General features: G+C 45.1%; 16 protein-coding genes and 1 tRNA gene. 4 read left to right on the top strand and 13 right to left on the bottom strand.

The window, feature by feature from the left end; genetic code table 11:
• Window positions 1-100 precede the first annotated feature (100 nt).
• Window positions 101-1,687 (bottom strand): glutamate--cysteine ligase, encoded by a 1,587-nt coding sequence (gene gshA / locus KJ365_RS08425; protein WP_214451164.1) that lies wholly within the window; start codon window positions 1,685-1,687, stop codon window positions 101-103.
• 47 nt (window positions 1,688-1,734) lie between these two features.
• Window positions 1,735-4,563 (bottom strand): M16 family metallopeptidase, encoded by a 2,829-nt coding sequence (locus tag KJ365_RS08420; RefSeq protein ID WP_214451163.1) that lies wholly within the window; start codon window positions 4,561-4,563, stop codon window positions 1,735-1,737.
• A 137-nt stretch (window positions 4,564-4,700) separates the two neighbouring features.
• On the opposite strand from KJ365_RS08420, the gene KJ365_RS08415 reads away from it, so the two are divergent.
• The 3 genes from KJ365_RS08415 to KJ365_RS08405 are packed head-to-tail and all read left to right on the top strand — an operon-like array spanning window position 4,701 to window position 6,891.
• Window positions 4,701-5,264, top strand: a complete 564-nt coding sequence (locus KJ365_RS08415; protein WP_214451162.1) for an Hpt domain-containing protein — start codon at window positions 4,701-4,703, stop codon at window positions 5,262-5,264.
• A 9-nt stretch (window positions 5,265-5,273) separates the two neighbouring features.
• Window positions 5,274-5,966 carry a TIGR01621 family pseudouridine synthase gene (locus KJ365_RS08410; protein WP_214451161.1) on the top strand — a complete coding sequence of 231 codons (693 nt, stop codon included), beginning with the start codon at window positions 5,274-5,276 and terminating at the stop codon, window positions 5,964-5,966.
• A 7-nt stretch (window positions 5,967-5,973) separates the two neighbouring features.
• Window positions 5,974-6,891: a ketopantoate reductase family protein gene (locus tag KJ365_RS08405; protein ID WP_214451160.1), complete on the top strand. Its 918-nt coding sequence runs from the start codon at window positions 5,974-5,976 to the stop codon at window positions 6,889-6,891.
• Here the strand turns inward: KJ365_RS08405 and lysS are convergent.
• The 5 genes from lysS to prfC form a co-directional block, all read right to left on the bottom strand.
• Window positions 6,882-8,423 carry a lysine--tRNA ligase gene (gene lysS / locus KJ365_RS08400; RefSeq protein WP_214451159.1) on the bottom strand — a complete coding sequence of 514 codons (1,542 nt, stop codon included), beginning with the start codon at window positions 8,421-8,423 and terminating at the stop codon, window positions 6,882-6,884. The genes KJ365_RS08405 and lysS overlap by 10 nt on opposite strands.
• Window positions 8,424-8,465: 42 nt before the next feature.
• A protein-coding gene (gene prfB, locus KJ365_RS08395) for a peptide chain release factor 2 (protein ID WP_214451158.1) occupies window positions 8,466-9,564 on the bottom strand; the annotation gives its coding sequence in 2 pieces (ribosomal slippage) (window positions 8,466-9,488 and window positions 9,490-9,564; 1,098 coding nt in all).
• 186 nt (window positions 9,565-9,750) lie between these two features.
• Window positions 9,751-10,314, bottom strand: a complete 564-nt coding sequence (locus KJ365_RS08390; RefSeq protein WP_214451157.1) for an NADPH-dependent FMN reductase — start codon at window positions 10,312-10,314, stop codon at window positions 9,751-9,753.
• Between the two features lie 106 nt (window positions 10,315-10,420).
• Window positions 10,421-12,148 carry an arginine--tRNA ligase gene (argS, locus tag KJ365_RS08385; protein ID WP_214451156.1) on the bottom strand — a complete coding sequence of 576 codons (1,728 nt, stop codon included), beginning with the start codon at window positions 12,146-12,148 and terminating at the stop codon, window positions 10,421-10,423.
• Between the two features lie 11 nt (window positions 12,149-12,159).
• On the bottom strand, window positions 12,160-13,746 hold the full coding sequence (gene prfC / locus KJ365_RS08380; protein ID WP_214451155.1) for a peptide chain release factor 3: 1,587 nt from the start codon (window positions 13,744-13,746) through the stop codon (window positions 12,160-12,162).
• A 205-nt stretch (window positions 13,747-13,951) separates the two neighbouring features.
• Between prfC and KJ365_RS08375 the strand changes: the two genes are divergently transcribed.
• The gene (locus tag KJ365_RS08375; protein ID WP_214451332.1) at window positions 13,952-14,608 is read left to right on the top strand and encodes a cupin domain-containing protein; all 657 of its coding nucleotides are present in this window, start codon (window positions 13,952-13,954) and stop codon (window positions 14,606-14,608) included.
• On the opposite strand, the gene rimI is transcribed toward KJ365_RS08375, so the two are convergent.
• From rimI to KJ365_RS08345, 6 genes are all read right to left on the bottom strand, one after another.
• Window positions 14,587-15,054: a ribosomal protein S18-alanine N-acetyltransferase gene (gene rimI / locus KJ365_RS08370; protein ID WP_214451154.1), complete on the bottom strand. Its 468-nt coding sequence runs from the start codon at window positions 15,052-15,054 to the stop codon at window positions 14,587-14,589. The two genes, KJ365_RS08375 and rimI, sit on opposite strands and share 22 nt — an antisense overlap.
• Window positions 15,035-15,328, bottom strand: coding sequence for a hypothetical protein (locus tag KJ365_RS08365; protein ID WP_214451153.1), 294 nt, complete (start codon window positions 15,326-15,328; stop codon window positions 15,035-15,037). Before KJ365_RS08365 ends, rimI begins: the two co-directional genes overlap by 20 nt.
• Before the next feature lie 21 nt (window positions 15,329-15,349).
• Window positions 15,350-15,426, bottom strand: a tRNA-Trp gene (locus KJ365_RS08360).
• A gap of 44 nt (window positions 15,427-15,470) precedes the next feature.
• Complete coding sequence (locus KJ365_RS08355; protein WP_214451152.1) at window positions 15,471-16,283, bottom strand: phosphotransferase; 813 nt, start codon at window positions 16,281-16,283, stop codon at window positions 15,471-15,473.
• Window positions 16,283-16,918 carry a nicotinamide riboside transporter PnuC gene (gene pnuC / locus KJ365_RS08350; protein WP_214451151.1) on the bottom strand — a complete coding sequence of 212 codons (636 nt, stop codon included), beginning with the start codon at window positions 16,916-16,918 and terminating at the stop codon, window positions 16,283-16,285. Before pnuC ends, KJ365_RS08355 begins: the two co-directional genes overlap by 1 nt.
• A 65-nt stretch (window positions 16,919-16,983) precedes the next feature.
• Window positions 16,984-17,238: a YkoF family thiamine/hydroxymethylpyrimidine-binding protein gene (locus KJ365_RS08345; protein ID WP_214451150.1), complete on the bottom strand. Its 255-nt coding sequence runs from the start codon at window positions 17,236-17,238 to the stop codon at window positions 16,984-16,986.
• Between the last annotated feature and the right edge of the window lie 9 nt (window positions 17,239-17,247).

Here is a 17,247-nt window from a genome sequence, read left to right as displayed (position 1 = left end):
TTGTTTGAACTTATTCACGCTCGACTACTCATACCTTTGCAATATGTGTTTTTTCCTAAAATGTGTGTTAGCCCAAGGAATCCCCTTGGGCTTTTTTATGCTAGCTTTTCGCCGCTTTAAAATACCCTTCAATGAATTTATCAAATGATAAAACATCGGCCGCTTCTATCTCTGCTTGAGCTTCAAGAGAACTAACAGCCTGGGCTTCAAAATCACTTTTTTGCACATTCCTATAATCCAAACCCGCAATAAACTGTTTGTATTCTTTCGCCAATTCCATGCCTAATATACTGTTATCTATCTGATTATCTAACAAGGTATCTAACCATTTACCAGACGGCGTTGTCTCGCTTTGGTGCACTTTTGCTAATTCGTTCACAATAGCCGTGGAGTATCGTTTAGTCTCTTGCGCAGCATCTAACACGTCGGCGACCATGGCAAGGTCTTTGAACATGTTACTGGCCCAATCTTGAAGCGCAACCGGCGCTCCCTCATTGAGCAAATGTAAACCTGGCTCACGCCCTTTGAGTACAACATCCACAAAGTTCTGTTGACTCTCTTGGTGAAGTTCATCGCTGTAATCAGCCGATGGCATCAGCAAGCAGTACAACAAAAAGACATCCAAAAAGTCCATTTGTTCAGCTTGAATGCCTACTGGAGAAAAGGGGTTAACATCAAGTGAACGAATTTCTAAATAGCTCACGCCACGATCTTCTAGTGCATCGGTTGGCTTCTCAAGTGAGCGGGCTACCTGCTTAGGACGAATTGGCGAGTAAAGTTCGTTTTCTATTTGTAATACATTTTTATTCAGCTGTTGCCACTGACCACCCTCACCGGCGGGAATACTCTCATACTGCTTAGTAGGAAGATTAATCGCTCGGCGCAAGGTACTAACGTAACTGCTTAAATCGTTATAGCAAATACGCAAGTCAGACTGCGCAGAACTGGTGTACCCTAAGTCACTCATCCGCAAAGACGTACCGTATGGTAAATAAAGTGTGCCTTTACCGACTTTCTGAAAAGGGTGTTTTACTTCTCTATGGCTAATAAAGGAACTGCACAAGGCAGGCGACGCACCAAATAAATATGGGATAACCCACGCAAGTCGCTTAAAGTTTCTGACCAAAGAAAAATATTGGCTCGAAATAGTATGCTTATCTGCTTGCTGGCCTTGATGCTCACACCACAATTGCCAGAACCTGTCTGGTAACGAGAAATTAAAATGCACACCACTGATAACTTGCATCATGCTGCCATAGCGATTATGCAGACCTCTGCGATACACCTCTTTCATCTTTGCCACGTTAGAACTTCCGTAACGGGCAATGGGTATTTCGGTGCTAGCATCAATAAAGCACGGCATACTCATGGGCCACAAGTACTCTTCACCTATGTTTTCATAGGTAAATTTGTGGATGTCGATGAGCTGTTCAATCGTTGTACTCGCACGCTGTTCTGGCGGCGTGATAAACTCAAGTAACGACTCGGAAAAATCCGTGGTTATCCAGTCATGTGTGAGCGATGAGCCCAAGGCCTTAGGATGTGCTCCCATAGCCAAAGAACCATTGCCATTTACGCGCAGAGTCTCACGCTCTACGCCCCTGCGAATATCCATCAACGTGGCTTTTACTGCAGCGGTGTCAACAAATGATAAGCGCTTCTCAAATTGTGTGTTAAATATGCTCAAAAGAAGTATCCATGAGTCCGTTTATTAAGTCTAAATACGACGCTTTATTAACGTGGGACATCAAACAGTACAATGTCACGATTTAATTCTGCCAATTGGGTTTGCAGCGATTTTGCATCACCCACCACCACGATATGCATGGTGCTTGTGTCTAACCATTTGCTTGCTAACTGGTTGAGTTCATCGGTAGTGATGTTTTGTATAATCTCTTGCTGTTTTTTACCGTAGTCTTTTTCCAAGTCTAATGATAGTAATCTGATCAAAAAACCCGCTTTTTGTCTTGGCGTTTCGTAATTTAGCGCGTCTGACTGTGAATACGCATTTTGCAAAAATGCCAATTCATCGGCGCTCATACCGTTAGCTTTGTATGATTCAATTTCGCTTAAAAACTCGTCAATACTCGCTTTAGTATGCTCAGCGGTAACATCGGCGCCAGCGACAAAATATCCGAGATTCTTGCCGCCAACAAAGCGACTGCTCGCGCCATATGTATACCCTTTATCTTCTCTAAGGTTCAAATTGATTCTGCTGTTAAACATGCCGCCTAGCGGAAAGTTTGCCAAATTGAGCTTAAAGTGCTCATCAAATGCGTCAAAGGTAGGTGCCGGTTTGAAGATAGAGACCACTGACTGAACGCTACCTGGGTTATCTACCAAGAATATTTTACCTTTTTCGATTGCCTCTCCAGATGAAAACTCAGGTATATCATAAGGGCTCGCGTGCCACTCACTCATGAACCCAGCGTTTTGCATCGTTTGGGCCTGCGTAGCATCGCCAACCATCACCAAGGTTGCATGGTCTGGACGATAATACTGCTCATAAAATGCTTTCACGTCTTGTAAGGTTATCGACTCAATACTTGCCAAGGTGCCAGCGTCGGGCAGTCCCACGCGTGAGTCAGTGCCATACAATACCGCATCTCTGGCTCTAGCGGCCAAAACCGATGGATTTTTCAACTGCTGCTGCATCGACTGCAATAGCTGCTGCTTTACGCGGTTGAAGTCGGCCTCATTAAATGCGGGACGAAACAATCGTTCCTGCAATAATGCCATGGTGCTTTCTACGTTTTTGACTAAGGTGCTGACGCTTACATTCGTATAACGCCCAGAGGCAGACACACTAATCGAACTGCCGATAACCCCTAGTGCATTTGCGAAATCTTCTGCTGAGTAATTTTCAGTACTTTCATTCATCATAAGTGCAGTGAATGCAGCAAGCCCCGGCTGTTGCAGAGAATCAAGCAGTACGCCCCCCTCCATGCTTAGCACAAATGACAAGGTGGGTGTTTCACTAGTTTGTATGCCTACCACCTGCAAACCATTTTCTAACTCACTTTCCCAGAAGTCGGGCAGTATTACTGGCTTATTTACACCTGCCAGTGGCGCTTTGCTTCGGTCAAAGGTATCAGTAATCTTAGGACTGTCGATGCTGGTTTCTACCGTCTTCAAATCTGTAATATTGCGCTGTGGAAGCGTAAAGTTTTGTTCAGCCACGGCCAAATTCGTTGCCCCTTGCGGTACAACACTCAATACCACTGCGGGTTTATCTTTTATGTATTGCTCGTACACACGCATAACGTCTTGTTTAGTTACGCTGTTGTATCTAGCAACCTCAGCGGAAACACGATCGGGCGTTTGCTCAAAGGTTTCACCACTTGCTAGTGTTCTGACCTTGCCTGATACACTCTGTAAGGCAAATATTGTAGACGTTTCAATACTACTTTTAACTCGCTGTAAGTCATCGTCTTGCACGCCGCGAGTTTCAAACTCCAAAAGCGACTCTGCAATAATGTCACTTAATTGCTTTAGGTCTGATACGTTTTGCGGGTTAGCCAAAGAGAGCATTTGAAACTCACACGCTAATTCTCGACACGGGTGCCCAACGCCAGCCTGCACCGCAAGACCATTTTTCACCATGTTTTTATAAAGCAATGACGTTCGCCCACCGCCAAGAATATTTGCCAAGACATCTAAAGCAGGCTCATCTTCATGCCCGGCGTAAACCGTCGGGAGCGTAATCTGCAGAAGAGGTAAATGCACTTTATCTTCTAGTGTGATGTAACGTGTTTGTTCTAACACGGCGGGTTGTTTCTTAGCGTCTACAACTTCAGGTCCTCGCGGGATAGGGCCAAAGTACTTCTCAATCCATTTTTTAGTCTGCGCAATGTCAATATCACCGCCAATGGTCAATACTGCATTGTTTGGGCCATACCAACGGGTAAAGAATGCTTTTAGGTCATCAAGTCCAACGCGTTCTAGATCCTCAACGTATCCAATGGTAGACCATGAGTAGGGGTGTCCTTTTGGATACAAGGCCTCACCTGTGCGCTCAAAACGCAATCCATAGGGCTGGTTGTCGACACGCTGGGCACGCTCGTTTTTCACCGTATCACGTTGATTCTCAAATTTAGCTTGGGTAACAGCAGGCAGTAAAAATCCCATTCTGTCAGCTTCTAACCATAGCACTTTTTCTAATTGATTCGCGGGCACGGTTTGAAAGTAATTCGTGATATCAGAGTTTGTGCTACCGTTGAGATTGCCGCCCGCTTCAGTGATAATTTTAAAGTGCTCTTCGTCAGCAACATGCTGCGAGCCTTGAAACATCATATGCTCAAAGAAATGCGCAAAACCTGATTTCCCATACTCTTCTCGTGCTGAGCCAACATGATACGTCACGTTAAGGTTAACCAGTGGGTCTGAGTTGTCTGGATGCAGCACCACCGTCAGACCGTTATCTAAGGTATATTTGTAATGCTCAATGCTATCGCCTTGAAGATGAAAGGATGACTCTGTATTTACGGGGGTTGAGCTCGGTGTGCACGCAATAGTCACAGCACCCGCAAGCGCAAGCACAGCAACTTGTAACAACTTTGACATGTAAAACAACTCGTAGTAGTAAAGAAACGTTATAAGCAATAATAATAGCAGATTTCTAAAAGGCTAATTCTTTCTTTGTTGTAACTAGATATTTGTATTAGTATTTATTGGGGATTATCGCACTAAGAGCCTTGCCTATGCCTGATAAAGCACCGTTAATTGATATCGAATTTGCGCTCAAACAATTGAGTGGCAATGTTCAACTTTTGCACAGAATGCTAAATAAATTTGCCGCTGAATATGAGCCGGCTCCCAAGCAGGTTGAGCAAATGCTGGAGCAAAGCGATTATAAATCGGCAAAAAGACTCATTCATACGGCGAAAGGCATTACAGGCAACCTCGGATTGTTAGCCCTTTATGAGTGCTGCAGGAGCTTTGACTTAGAGATTAAAAACCTGTCGATTCAAGCTGACACCGTGCATAAATTTACACAGTTGGTACGCCAAACCTGCGATGAGATTTACGCACTTTCTTTTGATGATCCTCAGCTCAATGCTGATGGTAACGTAAAACAAAACAATAACGCGCAACAGCAGCTGGTGGGCATGATTGAACGTGAAGAGTTTATTGATGACAACATATTGCGATCACTTACCGCTCAGTTACCATTAACCGAATCGCAAAAAGCGACACTCATTACGATGGTTGAAGAAATGCGCTTTCAAGACGCCCTTGAACTTATTGCTATAAAAGCCAACTAAAGGCAATAAATGACCAACCTCGTTATTACAACGCTATATGAACACGAGGATTTTGTTGTCATCAATAAGCCCATCGATGTTGCGATGCACGATGCACAAAATGGCATTATCAGCGTATATTCAAAACAACGCCCTCAGTGCAAATGGTTTTTAGTTCATCGTCTTGACACCCAAACCAGCGGTTGCTTGATTCTAGCAAAATCGTCTGATAGCGCAGCGACCATCGCCAGATTGTTTGCCAAACGCAGTATTGAAAAATATTACCTCGCACTCTCAAACAAAACCCCAAAAAAGAAACAAGGATTGATCAGGGGCGATATGAAAAAAGCGCGCTCCGGAAGCTACATGCTAACGAAGACTTCACAAAACCCGGCCATCACGCAGTTTTTTTCAAAATCAGTCGGAAATGGCATTCGTGGGTTTATATGCAAACCGCACTCGGGCAAAACCCATCAGATAAGAGTGGCCTTAAAGTCGATAGGAGCCTCTATTTTAGGTGATATGCGCTATGGTGCTAGCCCTAGCGACCGCATGTATTTGCACAGCTACGGCTTATGCTTTTCATACAAAGGTGAAAGCCTTAACATATTTTGCCTACCCGATATTGGGGAGTATTTTAGCGAAGCGATTTGGCCTGAACAATGGCTCAAACCCAATGCATTGTCATGGCCAAAATTAAAGCTTCAAACGGTGCAGGAGTGACGAGACGATGAGCACTTTTGGTATTATCGGCAATGGCGCGATTGGTACAGGCTTGGCTAAATTAATCGCCGATGCTAGCACCGAAAACGCTCATGATATTACACAATTCGTAAGACGGCCATGCAACCTGCCAGTGACGATTGTAGAGAGTGAAACTGATAATGCAGCGCGCAAAACTACTTGGATGTTTAAGCAGGCTGCGTTAGACCACCAGCAAAGCTTAGATTCGCTCGATTTACTGATCTTGCCTTTAAAGTATTACCAACTGCGTGAGGTACTGAAAAGTCTCGACGGTCGACTCTGTGAGTCATTGCCCATCTTGTTATTACAAAATGGCTTAGGCGGCCATCAACAACTGCTTGAGCACTTTACACACAATCCACTTTTCGTTGGTGCGACTACCGATGCGGTGCAAAAAGTTGCTGAGCGCCATTTTCATATTCACGCTCGAGGCGATTTGGTGATCGGCGGTATATCGGGTCAATCTATTTTGCCTGCGATTCAAAGCCTTTTAGATGCCCACCCTAACAGCCGTTGGGATAGCAATATTATGCAGTACTTGTATCAAAAATTAGCCGTCAATGCCGTGATTAATCCACTGACCGCAATTTATAGATGCGCTAATGGAGACATCCTTGACTACCCTCAAGAAATTGCAGCATTGAAACAAGAGATTCGAGCCGTGTATCAGGCTAATGAAATCGAGGTTGATATGCACATGGTAGACCGCTATATAGACCACGTAATTGACCTAACCAAACACAACTACTCATCAATGTATCAAGATGTATTGCACGAACGTCCAACTGAAGTGGACGGCATTTTAGGTACGCTGCAAACAAAAGCGGCACACAAAGGTATTTGTGTGCCGACAATCACGCGTCTATACGAGGCGATTAAAGCTATCGAGAAGGACTACTCCTGAACGATAGGACGCATATGCGGAAACAAAATCACGTCTTTGATGGTTGGGCTATCTGAAAACAGCATTACTAACCGGTCAATACCAATGCCCTCGCCTGCCGTAGGCGCCAAGCCATATTCAAGGGCGGTAATGTAGTCTTCGTCAAAATGCATCGCTTCGTCATCTCCCGCGTCTTTTTCTTGTACTTGCTTTTGGAAACGCGCGGCTTGGTCTTCAGAATCGTTTAGCTCTGAGAAGCCATTGGCAAGTTCACGTCCACCCACAAAAAACTCAAAGCGGTCTGTGACAAATGGGTTTTTATCGTTGCGTCTCGCAAGGGGAGATACTTCCCAAGGATAGGCGGTGATAAAGGTTGGCTGATCGAGTTTCTCTTCGGCCGTTGCCTCAAAAATCTCGCACAAATACTTACCCGCGCCCCAAATACCATCCACCTCTGGCTCTTTGATATGCAGCGCTTTGGCCATAGCTTTAAGTTCATCAAGGTGATTTTCAGGATCGTTGATTGCCTCGGCATTCGCCTCTGGCCAATATTTTAAGATAGCATCCCCCATGGTCAAACGAGCGAATGGCTTACCGAAATCATAAATGGTTTCGCTGATGACTTCGCCATCTGCATTTTTCTGCGTGTTTTTCACGTCGGTCGTGCCTAACACATTCAGCGCGAGCTCTCGCAGCATGTCTTCTGTAAGATTCATCAAGTCGTTGTAATCTGCATAGGCTTGATAAAACTCTAGCATCGTAAACTCAGGGTTATGACGCGTTGATAAACCTTCATTTCTAAAGTTACGGTTAATTTCAAACACGCGCTCTAACCCACCTACCACTAGGCGCTTAAGATAAAGCTCGGGGGCAATTCGCAAATACATATCAATATCAAGTGCGTTATGGTGCGTCACAAACGGTTTGGCTGTAGCGCCACCGGGTATCACCTGCAACATCGGCGTCTCCACTTCAATAAAGCGACGCTCAGTAAGGTATTGACGAATACCGTTAACAATCTGACTGCGGATTTGGAAGGTCTTACGCGTTGCAGGATTGGTAATCAAATCAACATAACGCTGACGATATTTGGTTTCTTGGTCGGCAAGTCCATGGAACTTCTCAGGTAGCGGGCGAAGTGACTTAGTAAGCAACTGGTATTGCTCCATGTTCACATATAAATCACCCTTACCGGATTTATGCAACTGACCACTCACACCAATAATATCGCCGATATCCAGGCTGCCATAAGTCGCCTTGAGGTCTTTTTGTACGCCTTTATCTGCATAAGCCTGAATGCGCCCTGTCATGTCTTGGAGCAATAAAAATGGCCCGCGCTTTGCCATGACTCGACCGGCAATGGTGATACGATTATTCTGCTCGACAAGGCTATCTTTATCAAATTCGCCAAAGGCGTCTTGCACATCTTGCGCATAGTGTTCACGGCGGAATTGATTCGGAAAACCATTTGAATCACATTGCGCTCGAATATCAGCTAATTTGGCGCGTCGCTCTGCAATCAATTTGTTTTCGTCTTGCACTTGCTCTGTCATGAATGTTCCTAAAGTTGGTCGTGTTAGCTATACACGTTTATGTTACAGGCCAGATTTTAAGCTGGCTATGATAAATTTGTTTAAATCACCGTCTAACACAGCCTGTGTGTTACGGGTCTCAACGCCTGTGCGCAAGTCTTTGATGCGCGAGTCATCTAGCACATATGAACGGATTTGACTGCCCCAGCCAATGTCAGACTTGTTTTCTTCCATCACCTGTTTTTCAGCGTTTTGCTTTTGAATTTCTAGCTCATAAAGCTTGGCCTTCAACTGCTTCATCGCTTGGTCTTTGTTCTTATGCTGAGAGCGGTCATTTTGGCACTGCACTACCGTATTGGTGGGCAAATGCGTAATACGTACCGCTGAGTCGGTTCGGTTAACGTGCTGTCCGCCCGCCCCTGACGCGCGATAAGTATCAATACGTAAGTCAGAAGGATTGATATCCACTTCAATGTCGTCGTTAACCTCTGGGTAAGCAAATGCAGAGGCAAAGGATGTATGGCGACGGCTGCCTGAATCAAACGGTGACTTGCGGACCAGTCGATGCACACCGGTTTCAGTGCGTAACCAACCAAAGGCATATTCGCCCGTAAACTTAATCGTGGCGCTTTTAATGCCCGCAACGTCGCCTTCTGATACTTCGAGCAACTCGGTTTTAAAGCCTTGCGCTTCACCCCATCGCAAGTACATACGCAATAGCATATTTGCCCAGTCTTGGGCTTCTGTGCCGCCTGAGCCTGATTGAATATCGATATAGCCATCGTTAATATCGTTAGGACCGCTAAACATGCGTCTAAATTCGAGCTTCTCTAATGAGGCAATCAGTTGTGCGAGCTCTTCTTGGGCTTCATTTAACGTGTCTTCGTCCTCAGCTTCAACTGCCAATTCCACAAGACCTTCAACATCTTCAACGCCCTGCTCTAGCGTTTGGATAGTATCAACGATTTGTTCAAGCCCAACTTTCTCTTTGCCCAGTTGTTGAGCATTTTCAGGGTTGTTCCAGACTTCGGAGCTCTCTAGCTCTCGGCTAACTTCTTCTAGACGCTCGACCTTAAGGTCGTAGTCAAAGATACCCCCGAAGCGATGTGGTTCGCTCACGGATATCAGACAAGGCGGTGTGGATAGGATTTACTTCAAACATAAAACAATACATTCTTATTTTTGTAGTTATCGCAATGACTTTGTTACGCTTAACTAGGGTTGTATTCAATAGTGCGCAGAGTTTACATAATATTGCGCGTTTTTGACAGTATCCAAGCGCTTTACAGACGATAATCGCATAAAAAAGGCTCTTAAAATAAGAGCCTGAGAATGACGTAATACATCGTTATGCTGTCATCGCAACCAATTGTTTTGCAATGCCGTGTAGCTTAGCGATGGTTTTCTCATCTGAAATTTCATGTTGGTCGTTGACTAGATTACCTACATGACTAATGGAAAGCTGATCGCCAAGTACATTAATACCGATATTGCTTAATAATAAACGCACCGGCACAAGCACGCGAATACCGCCTAAACCGCCTGGGGATGCTGCAATCAATGCCGCAGACTTGCCTTTAAAAGCCTCAAGGGGCTTTTCACCATCTTCTTTGCGAGATGCCCAATCAATGACGTTTTTAAATAGCGCGCTATAGCCACTGTTATATTCTGGGCTGGCAATCAAAAACGCGTCGTGACTTTTCAATAACTCTTTAAACGCTTTTGCCTTCTCCGGCATGCCTTGTTCGGCCTCCAAGTCTTCCGTGAAAATAGGAATATCTGCAAACTCAGACATATCGACAATGGTTACCTCAGCGCCGGCGTCAATTGCGCCTTGCGCCGCAGCTTTTAGTGCAGCAAAGTTGTAAGAGTGTTTACGACCTGAACCTGAAAACGCTAGAATTTTACTCATGAATTATCCTTTTTATTGGTATCTGCAATGTGTACGAATGTGCTCGTCTAGATGTTCACTAATTATCAAAGCGACTCACACATCATCGAATCAACCTTAATTGCACCTACATCTTTTCTAAGGTGTCGATTCCCAGCATTTCTAAGCCAAGCTTAAGTGTTTTTGCGCTCATCGCAGCAAGGGTTAAACGGCTTTGCTTCACATCGTCAGATACACCGTCTTTCAATATAGGACTTGCCTCATAAAACTTCATAAACACACTTGCGAGCTCATACAAGTAGGCGCATAACAAATGCGGCGTTGCCTCTTGTGCGACCGCTTGTAGGGTATCTTCAAACTGCAAGAGTTTGACCGCCAAAGCTTGCTCACTTGCATTGTCGATAACCACATTGGCGTGATGTTTATCCATAGCAATGTCGGCTTTGCGGAAAATACTACGGATACGCGTGTAAGCATACTGCAAATAGGGAGAGGTATTGCCTTCAAAGCTAAGCATCGTATCCCAATCAAAAATATAATCAGTAGTACGGTTTTTGCTTAAATCAGCATATTTGACTGCGCCAATACCAATGGTTTTAGCCACATCGGCTTCTACAACTTCATCTGCATTTCGTTGTTTTAATAGTGCTGTTGCGCGCTCAACGGCTTCATCGAGCAAATCGGCTAGTTTAATCGTCTCGCCACTGCGGGTTTTAAACGGTTTGCCGTCTTTACCTAACATCATGCCAAACGGGCAATGCTGATAATGATGAGCCTCATTCATATAACCGGCTTTACGAGCTACTAGCTCGGTTTGCTTAAAATGTAAAGCCTGTCGGGCATCTGTGAAAATCATCGTTCTGTCGGCTGCCAGGGTGTGGCAACGATAGCGTATTGCCGCAAGGTCGGTGGTTGAATACAAAAATCCCCCCCCTGACTTTTGAATAATATACACCGCAGGATTGCCTTCTTTGTCGGCCAGTTCAGGCAAAAACACCAGTGTAGCGCCTTGATCAATGACCGCAATCTTGCGCGCAAGCAAATCCTTCACCAGCACCGGTAAATCAGGGTTGTATTTGCTCTCTCCCATCACATCAGTGCGGCTTAAGCTTACATTCAGCTTCTCATACACCTCTTCACTGTGTGATATGGACACATCAATAAACTGCTCCCAAAGCGCCAGACACTCTGCATCCCCACTTTGTAACTTCACGACGTATTCACGAGCTCTGTCTGCAAAGCCATCTTCGTTGTCAAAACGCACTTTTGCGGCGCGATAAAAATCTTCTAAATCAGATAGTGCGGTACTAGCAACGCTTTTGCCATCGAGTTGGTCGCTTAAATGCGCCAACAACATACCAAACTGCGTTCCCCAATCACCCATGTGATTTTGACGCACCACATCGTGCCCTAAAAACTCAAGGACTTTAGCCATTGCATCACCTATGATGGTGCTGCGTAAGTGTCCAACATGCATTTCTTTGGCAAGGTTAGGTGAAGAGTAATCAATCACCACCTTTTGAGACGGCGCTTTATCAATGCCTAAACGTGCGTCCTGCGCCATCGCATCAACTTGTTTGCCTATCCAGCTTTGTGATAGGTAGATGTTGATAAAGCCAGGTCCTGCAATCTCACAAAGCTTGGCAACATCATCTAGTTGCGCTTGCGCTAAAATGTCTTGGGCAATATCACGCGGTTTTTTCTTTAGTTGTTTGGCTAAGGCCATCGCGCCGTTAAATTGATATTCACCAAACTCAGGGCGTGTGCTTTTGCTAACAGGAACAGGCGCATTCTCAACACCAAGTTTTTGCATGGCCTGACGAAAACGTTCTACTAAAATAGCTTGGATTAACATGCAAAATACTCTTATTGTTCGCGCGTGGCCGCAAAGGTGATATCTGGATAACGCTCTTGTGAAAGCGATAAATTTACGCGCGTTGGCGCAATGTAGGTGAGATTTTCAGAGCCATCTAAGGCGAGGTTCGCTTCTGCTTTACGCCTAAACTCATCCACCTTGCGCTCATCGCCATAAACCCAGCGCGCGGTGGCCACATTGATATGCTCGTATATGGCATCGACGTTATACTCTGCCTTTAATCGAGCGACGACTACGTCAAACTGCAGCACACCTACCGCACCCACAATCAGATCGTTGTTGATAAGCGGTCGAAACACCTGAACCGCACCTTCTTCTGAAAGTTGGATAAGGCCTTTTAATAACTGCTTTTGTTTCAGCGGGTCTCTTAGGCGGATACGCTTAAAGAGTTCTGGCGCAAAGTTAGGAATACCGGTAAATCTATAGTCCTCTCCGCTGGTGAAGGTATCGCCAATGCGCATCGAACCATGATTGTGCAACCCGATAATATCGCCTGCATAGGCCTCTTCTAGCAGCGCTCTGTCGCCAGCTAAGAACGTTAGCGCATCAGAAATTCGTACATCTTTACCGATGCGAGCATGGCGCATCTTCATGCCCTTCTCGTATTTGCCTGAAACAATGCGGCAAAATGCAATGCGATCTCGATGTTTAGGATCCATATTTGCCTGAATTTTAAATACAAATCCAGAAAACTTGGCTTGCTCGGCGTTTACTAGTTCTTCTTTGTCTGTCAAGCGACCTTGTGGCTTAGGTGCCCACTGCACCAACCCGTCCAACATATGATCAACGCCAAAGTTGCCTAACGCGGTGCCAAAATATACAGGCGTTAGCTCGCCTTTAAGAAATGCTTCTAAATCAAACTCGTGAGATGCACCCTTTACCAACTCGAGCATTTCGCGCAGCTCTTCGGCATAACTACCTATCGCTGCATCAAGCTCTGGGTTATCAATGCCTTGAATAACACGTTTTTCTTGGATGGTGTGCCCTTGACCACTTTTATATAAAATGGTTTGGTCTAGCAGCAAGTGATAAACGCCTTTAAACTCTTTGCCCATACCAATCGGCCATGTGATCGGCGCGCATTTAATATTTAGTACGTCTTCCACTTCGTCTAGTAAGTCGATAGGGTCGCGCGTATCGCGGTCTAACTTGTTCATAAAGGTGATGATTGGCGTATCTCGCAGGCGCGTCACTTCCATCAGCTTGATGGTGCGATCTTCTACCCCTTTCGCTGCGTCTATGACCATCAAACATGAATCTACGGCGGTTAGCGTGCGATACGTGTCTTCGGAAAAGTCTTCGTGCCCTGGCGTATCAAGTAGGTTCACCAAATGGTCATGATATGGAAACTGCATCACTGAGGTAGTTACCGAGATCCCACGCTCTTTCTCCATTTCCATCCAGTCAGACTTAGCGTGTTGACCCGATTTTTTGCCTTTAACCGTACCGGCAACCTGTAGCGCATTACCAAACAACAATACTTTTTCAGTAATGGTGGTCTTTCCCGCATCGGGGTGAGAAATAATCGCAAACGTTCTACGCTTATTAATTTCATCTACTAGTTTGGCATTGGCCATGCTAAGTCACTTCCTACAACGACCTAAACGTCGTTTATTGTTCAATTTTATAGAGCCAATACAAGCACGCATTGGCAAAGGTATATGCTGGGGGCGCGATTGTAGCAAAAAGCGTCCCCGTGGTTAAATTCTTTTGTCAGTCTCCACAATTTTATAGAAATAAGGTAAATTGCAAATATCAGACAATTCTCGGATCCCCCTTATGATGATCAATATGGATTTTACCAAGCCACTGGTGATAAACACGCATCAGCAAGATTGGCAACAAAGTCCAGCGCAAGGCGTTTGGAGAAAACCGCTCGAGCGCGAGGCAAAAGAGTCAGGCCACACAACGAGCATTGTAAAATATGCCGCAGGTGCGTCTTTTTCAACCCATCACCATCCCTACGGAGAAGAGATACTGGTTCTTGACGGCGTATTTTCCGATGAGCACGGCGACTATCCCGCTGGCAGCTACATTCGCAACCCGCCTGGGAGCTCTCATGCACCCTTTAGCAAACCGGGGTGCGTGCTACTCGTTAAGCTAAACCAGTTTGATCCCCACGATTTGGTCAGCCTACGCGTAAATACCAACACCACGCCTTGGTCACAAGGACAAGGAAACCTGATGGTGATGCCGCTACATCAGCATGCCCATGAACATGTGGCGTTGGTTAAATGGCCTGCAAATGAGGTATTCAAGCCCCATCAACACTTTGGTGGCGAGGAGATTTTTGTTATTTCAGGAACATTTGAAGATGAAAAAGGCAAATACCCAGCGGGGACTTGGATGCGCTCACCACACCTTTCATCACATCATCCGCGCGTCTCGGAGCCTACCGTCATTTGGGTAAAAACGGGTCACCTGCCGCCGAGCCACTGATACAGCATGGCGGATTCGTGGCTCCCATCGGAGTTTTTATAGTACTTTTTACGTTCACCGGTAAAACTAAAGCCAAAATTGCGGTAAAGGCGCTGAGCGCTCAGATTGCTCTGACGTACTTCTAAATAAACGGTATCGATATTGGCACGAGTCAGGCGTGCTAACACTTCTTTGAGCATCATCGAGCCAATCCCTTGCTCGCGAAAGGCCTCGCTCACGCAAATATCCTCAATCTCTGCCTCACCAGGGCGTTGACTAACAATGACGTAACCCACTACCTGCCCATCTATAACTGCGGCAAGTGAAAAAGGAGTGATGATGGACTGCGTAAAAAGCTCAAAAGACCATGGCACAGTTCTATGCGAACAGAAAAGTTGGTACGCTTCCTCTAGATATTCTGGTTTAGGGTCGGCAATTTGAATGTCGTCAAGACTGGTCTGTTGCATTAACTTGTATATTTCGCCAAATTTCTCGTTTGAGAGAGGCATCATCCTGGTTGATAGTTAAAGGCAGTATTAGCTTTTTGCTAATTGCATCATACTGAATCGGTTGCGAGTCAGAAAACTCGACATCGCTACGTTGTAACGCTAAAAATGATAATAGGCTATCAAACCATGGCTTTTGTGCAAGAGCCGGTAGTTCGTCTTGCGCGTGATATACATGGTAAACATCGATTCCCATGGCCTGCAACAAGGCCTGCTGCTGCCTAGCGATGCTCATATGAATTACCTTTTGAAAAAGTGGCAGGGGTGGAGGGATTCGAACCCCCAACCATCGGTTTTGGAGACCGCTGTTCTACCAATTGGAACTACACCCCTAAAATCTCGTGCATTATAGCGAGCAAAGCGAATAAATAAAGTATTTATTTTTCCTTTAGCTTGGATTTTTCAAGTTGAGCCTTACAGGCTTGCCACCATAATTGATGCATAAAGATCACAATGGGTTGCAGGGCCTTTACACGCTGCAACACCTCTTCGCGATGAATATCACCGAGTTCGATATACCGGCGAATGAGCCCTTGAGCGGTATCATGAGGTAACTGATTGCTTAAAATACAGGCAATTAAGTCAAAGAAACGACACCCTTTAGCAGCATACTCCCAATCCAAATATAGATGCTGTTTAGGAACAATGTGCTGCAAGTGTAAATCGTTGTGGCATAGCACAAAATCCAGTTGATAGCGCTCAACATACTTTTGCCAGTTCTCTATGTGTTGCTGCGCCTGTTTTTTCCATGAACGCTGCGGGTCGGCAATAGACTTTAAATACTTATTAAAATGTTTGGGTATATCGAGTATGTCAAGGTCAATGTCGCGGCTGTGAATATGATGCAAACTATTGGCAAGCAGTTCAATTGACGGCTCGGTATCGTTCGCATTGAACGCTAATGGCTGATACTCAATCCATTGTTCAATATATGTTTTTTTAGTTTGGGACAAGTGTAGAGGTTTAGGAGCCAAGTTCATGGCAGCTAATTGCATCTGCAAATCAAATAGTGCTTCTCTTTTTGTAGGTAACCATTTGTTCCCTATAAACTGTTTTACCAAATAACGACGGTCATCAATTTTCAGACAATAATTATGGTTGAGCGCCCCTTCGTGAATTTGCTCCAAGCGCACTTGAGCGCCAGCGCCCATTTGCTTCACACAATAATCTAAAAGGCGGTGAAACTGCATTATTTTAAACCCACTGTCTGCGCTGAATTGTCGATTACCTCAGATGTTTGCATCGAGATAGACCAATTTAGATACCCTCTAACGGCAATCACGATATACAGGGCCATTAGCACAACGGTTAGATAGAGCTGAGTTTCAAGCAAAAGATAAATCGTAAGCGCGTTGATCACGCTCCAATAAACCCATGATTGCAAATATTTTTTAACAGTTAAATACGTTGCCAACAGCGAAAACAAGGTGGTTCCTGCATCCAAATACAAAAGCTCATATGCTAGCCATTGCTGGGCAATAAGCACTGTGAGCAATAGCATAAACGCGCCGCCAATGACGATCAATAGATGCAGCTTTAGTGGCATATTCAAAGCACTAAAACCCGATGCATTAGTCTTTTTCCAATGCATAAAGCCGACCACGGCCATCACCACATAATAGGCGTTTAGCAGCATCTGAAAAACCAGTGAGACGTCCCAATATACATAGACAAATAAGGTGGTTGAAATAAGTGCAGCCGGCCAACACCAAATCGACTCTTCTGCCGCCAGCCACACATAAGCAATGGAAAATAAAACAGCGAACACTTCAGCCATGCTTTGCTGCTGCCACTGTTGCGCCAGTATCTCTACAACACCTTCCATTGATTGTCCTTCTTAGATTTGAAAACGTATCACATGAATACCCACTGCTTTAGGTGCAAAGCTTATCACGCAATTTCCATGTTGGTGCCATTTAAAAACTTACATACAAATATAGCTTGGCCTACCTGCTGATGAGTGCGCTGCATTTCCTGATGCAACACCCCCATCACCTGAGCATAATCCCCAGCAACAATCGTACTTGTTTCACAGGTTTTTACCCTAAGACCCGCATGAGTATTAAGACGGTCAATAAAATCCTGGATGGGCGCGATGTATTTATCAGCCAATGGGTATAACGATATTTCTACTACAAGCTGCATAGTGCTTCC

Origin of the sequence: Glaciecola sp. XM2 (assembly GCF_018595715.1) — a bacterium.
GTDB lineage: Bacteria > Pseudomonadota > Gammaproteobacteria > Enterobacterales > Alteromonadaceae > Glaciecola.
This window is presented reverse-complemented; position numbering and strand designations above follow the sequence as displayed.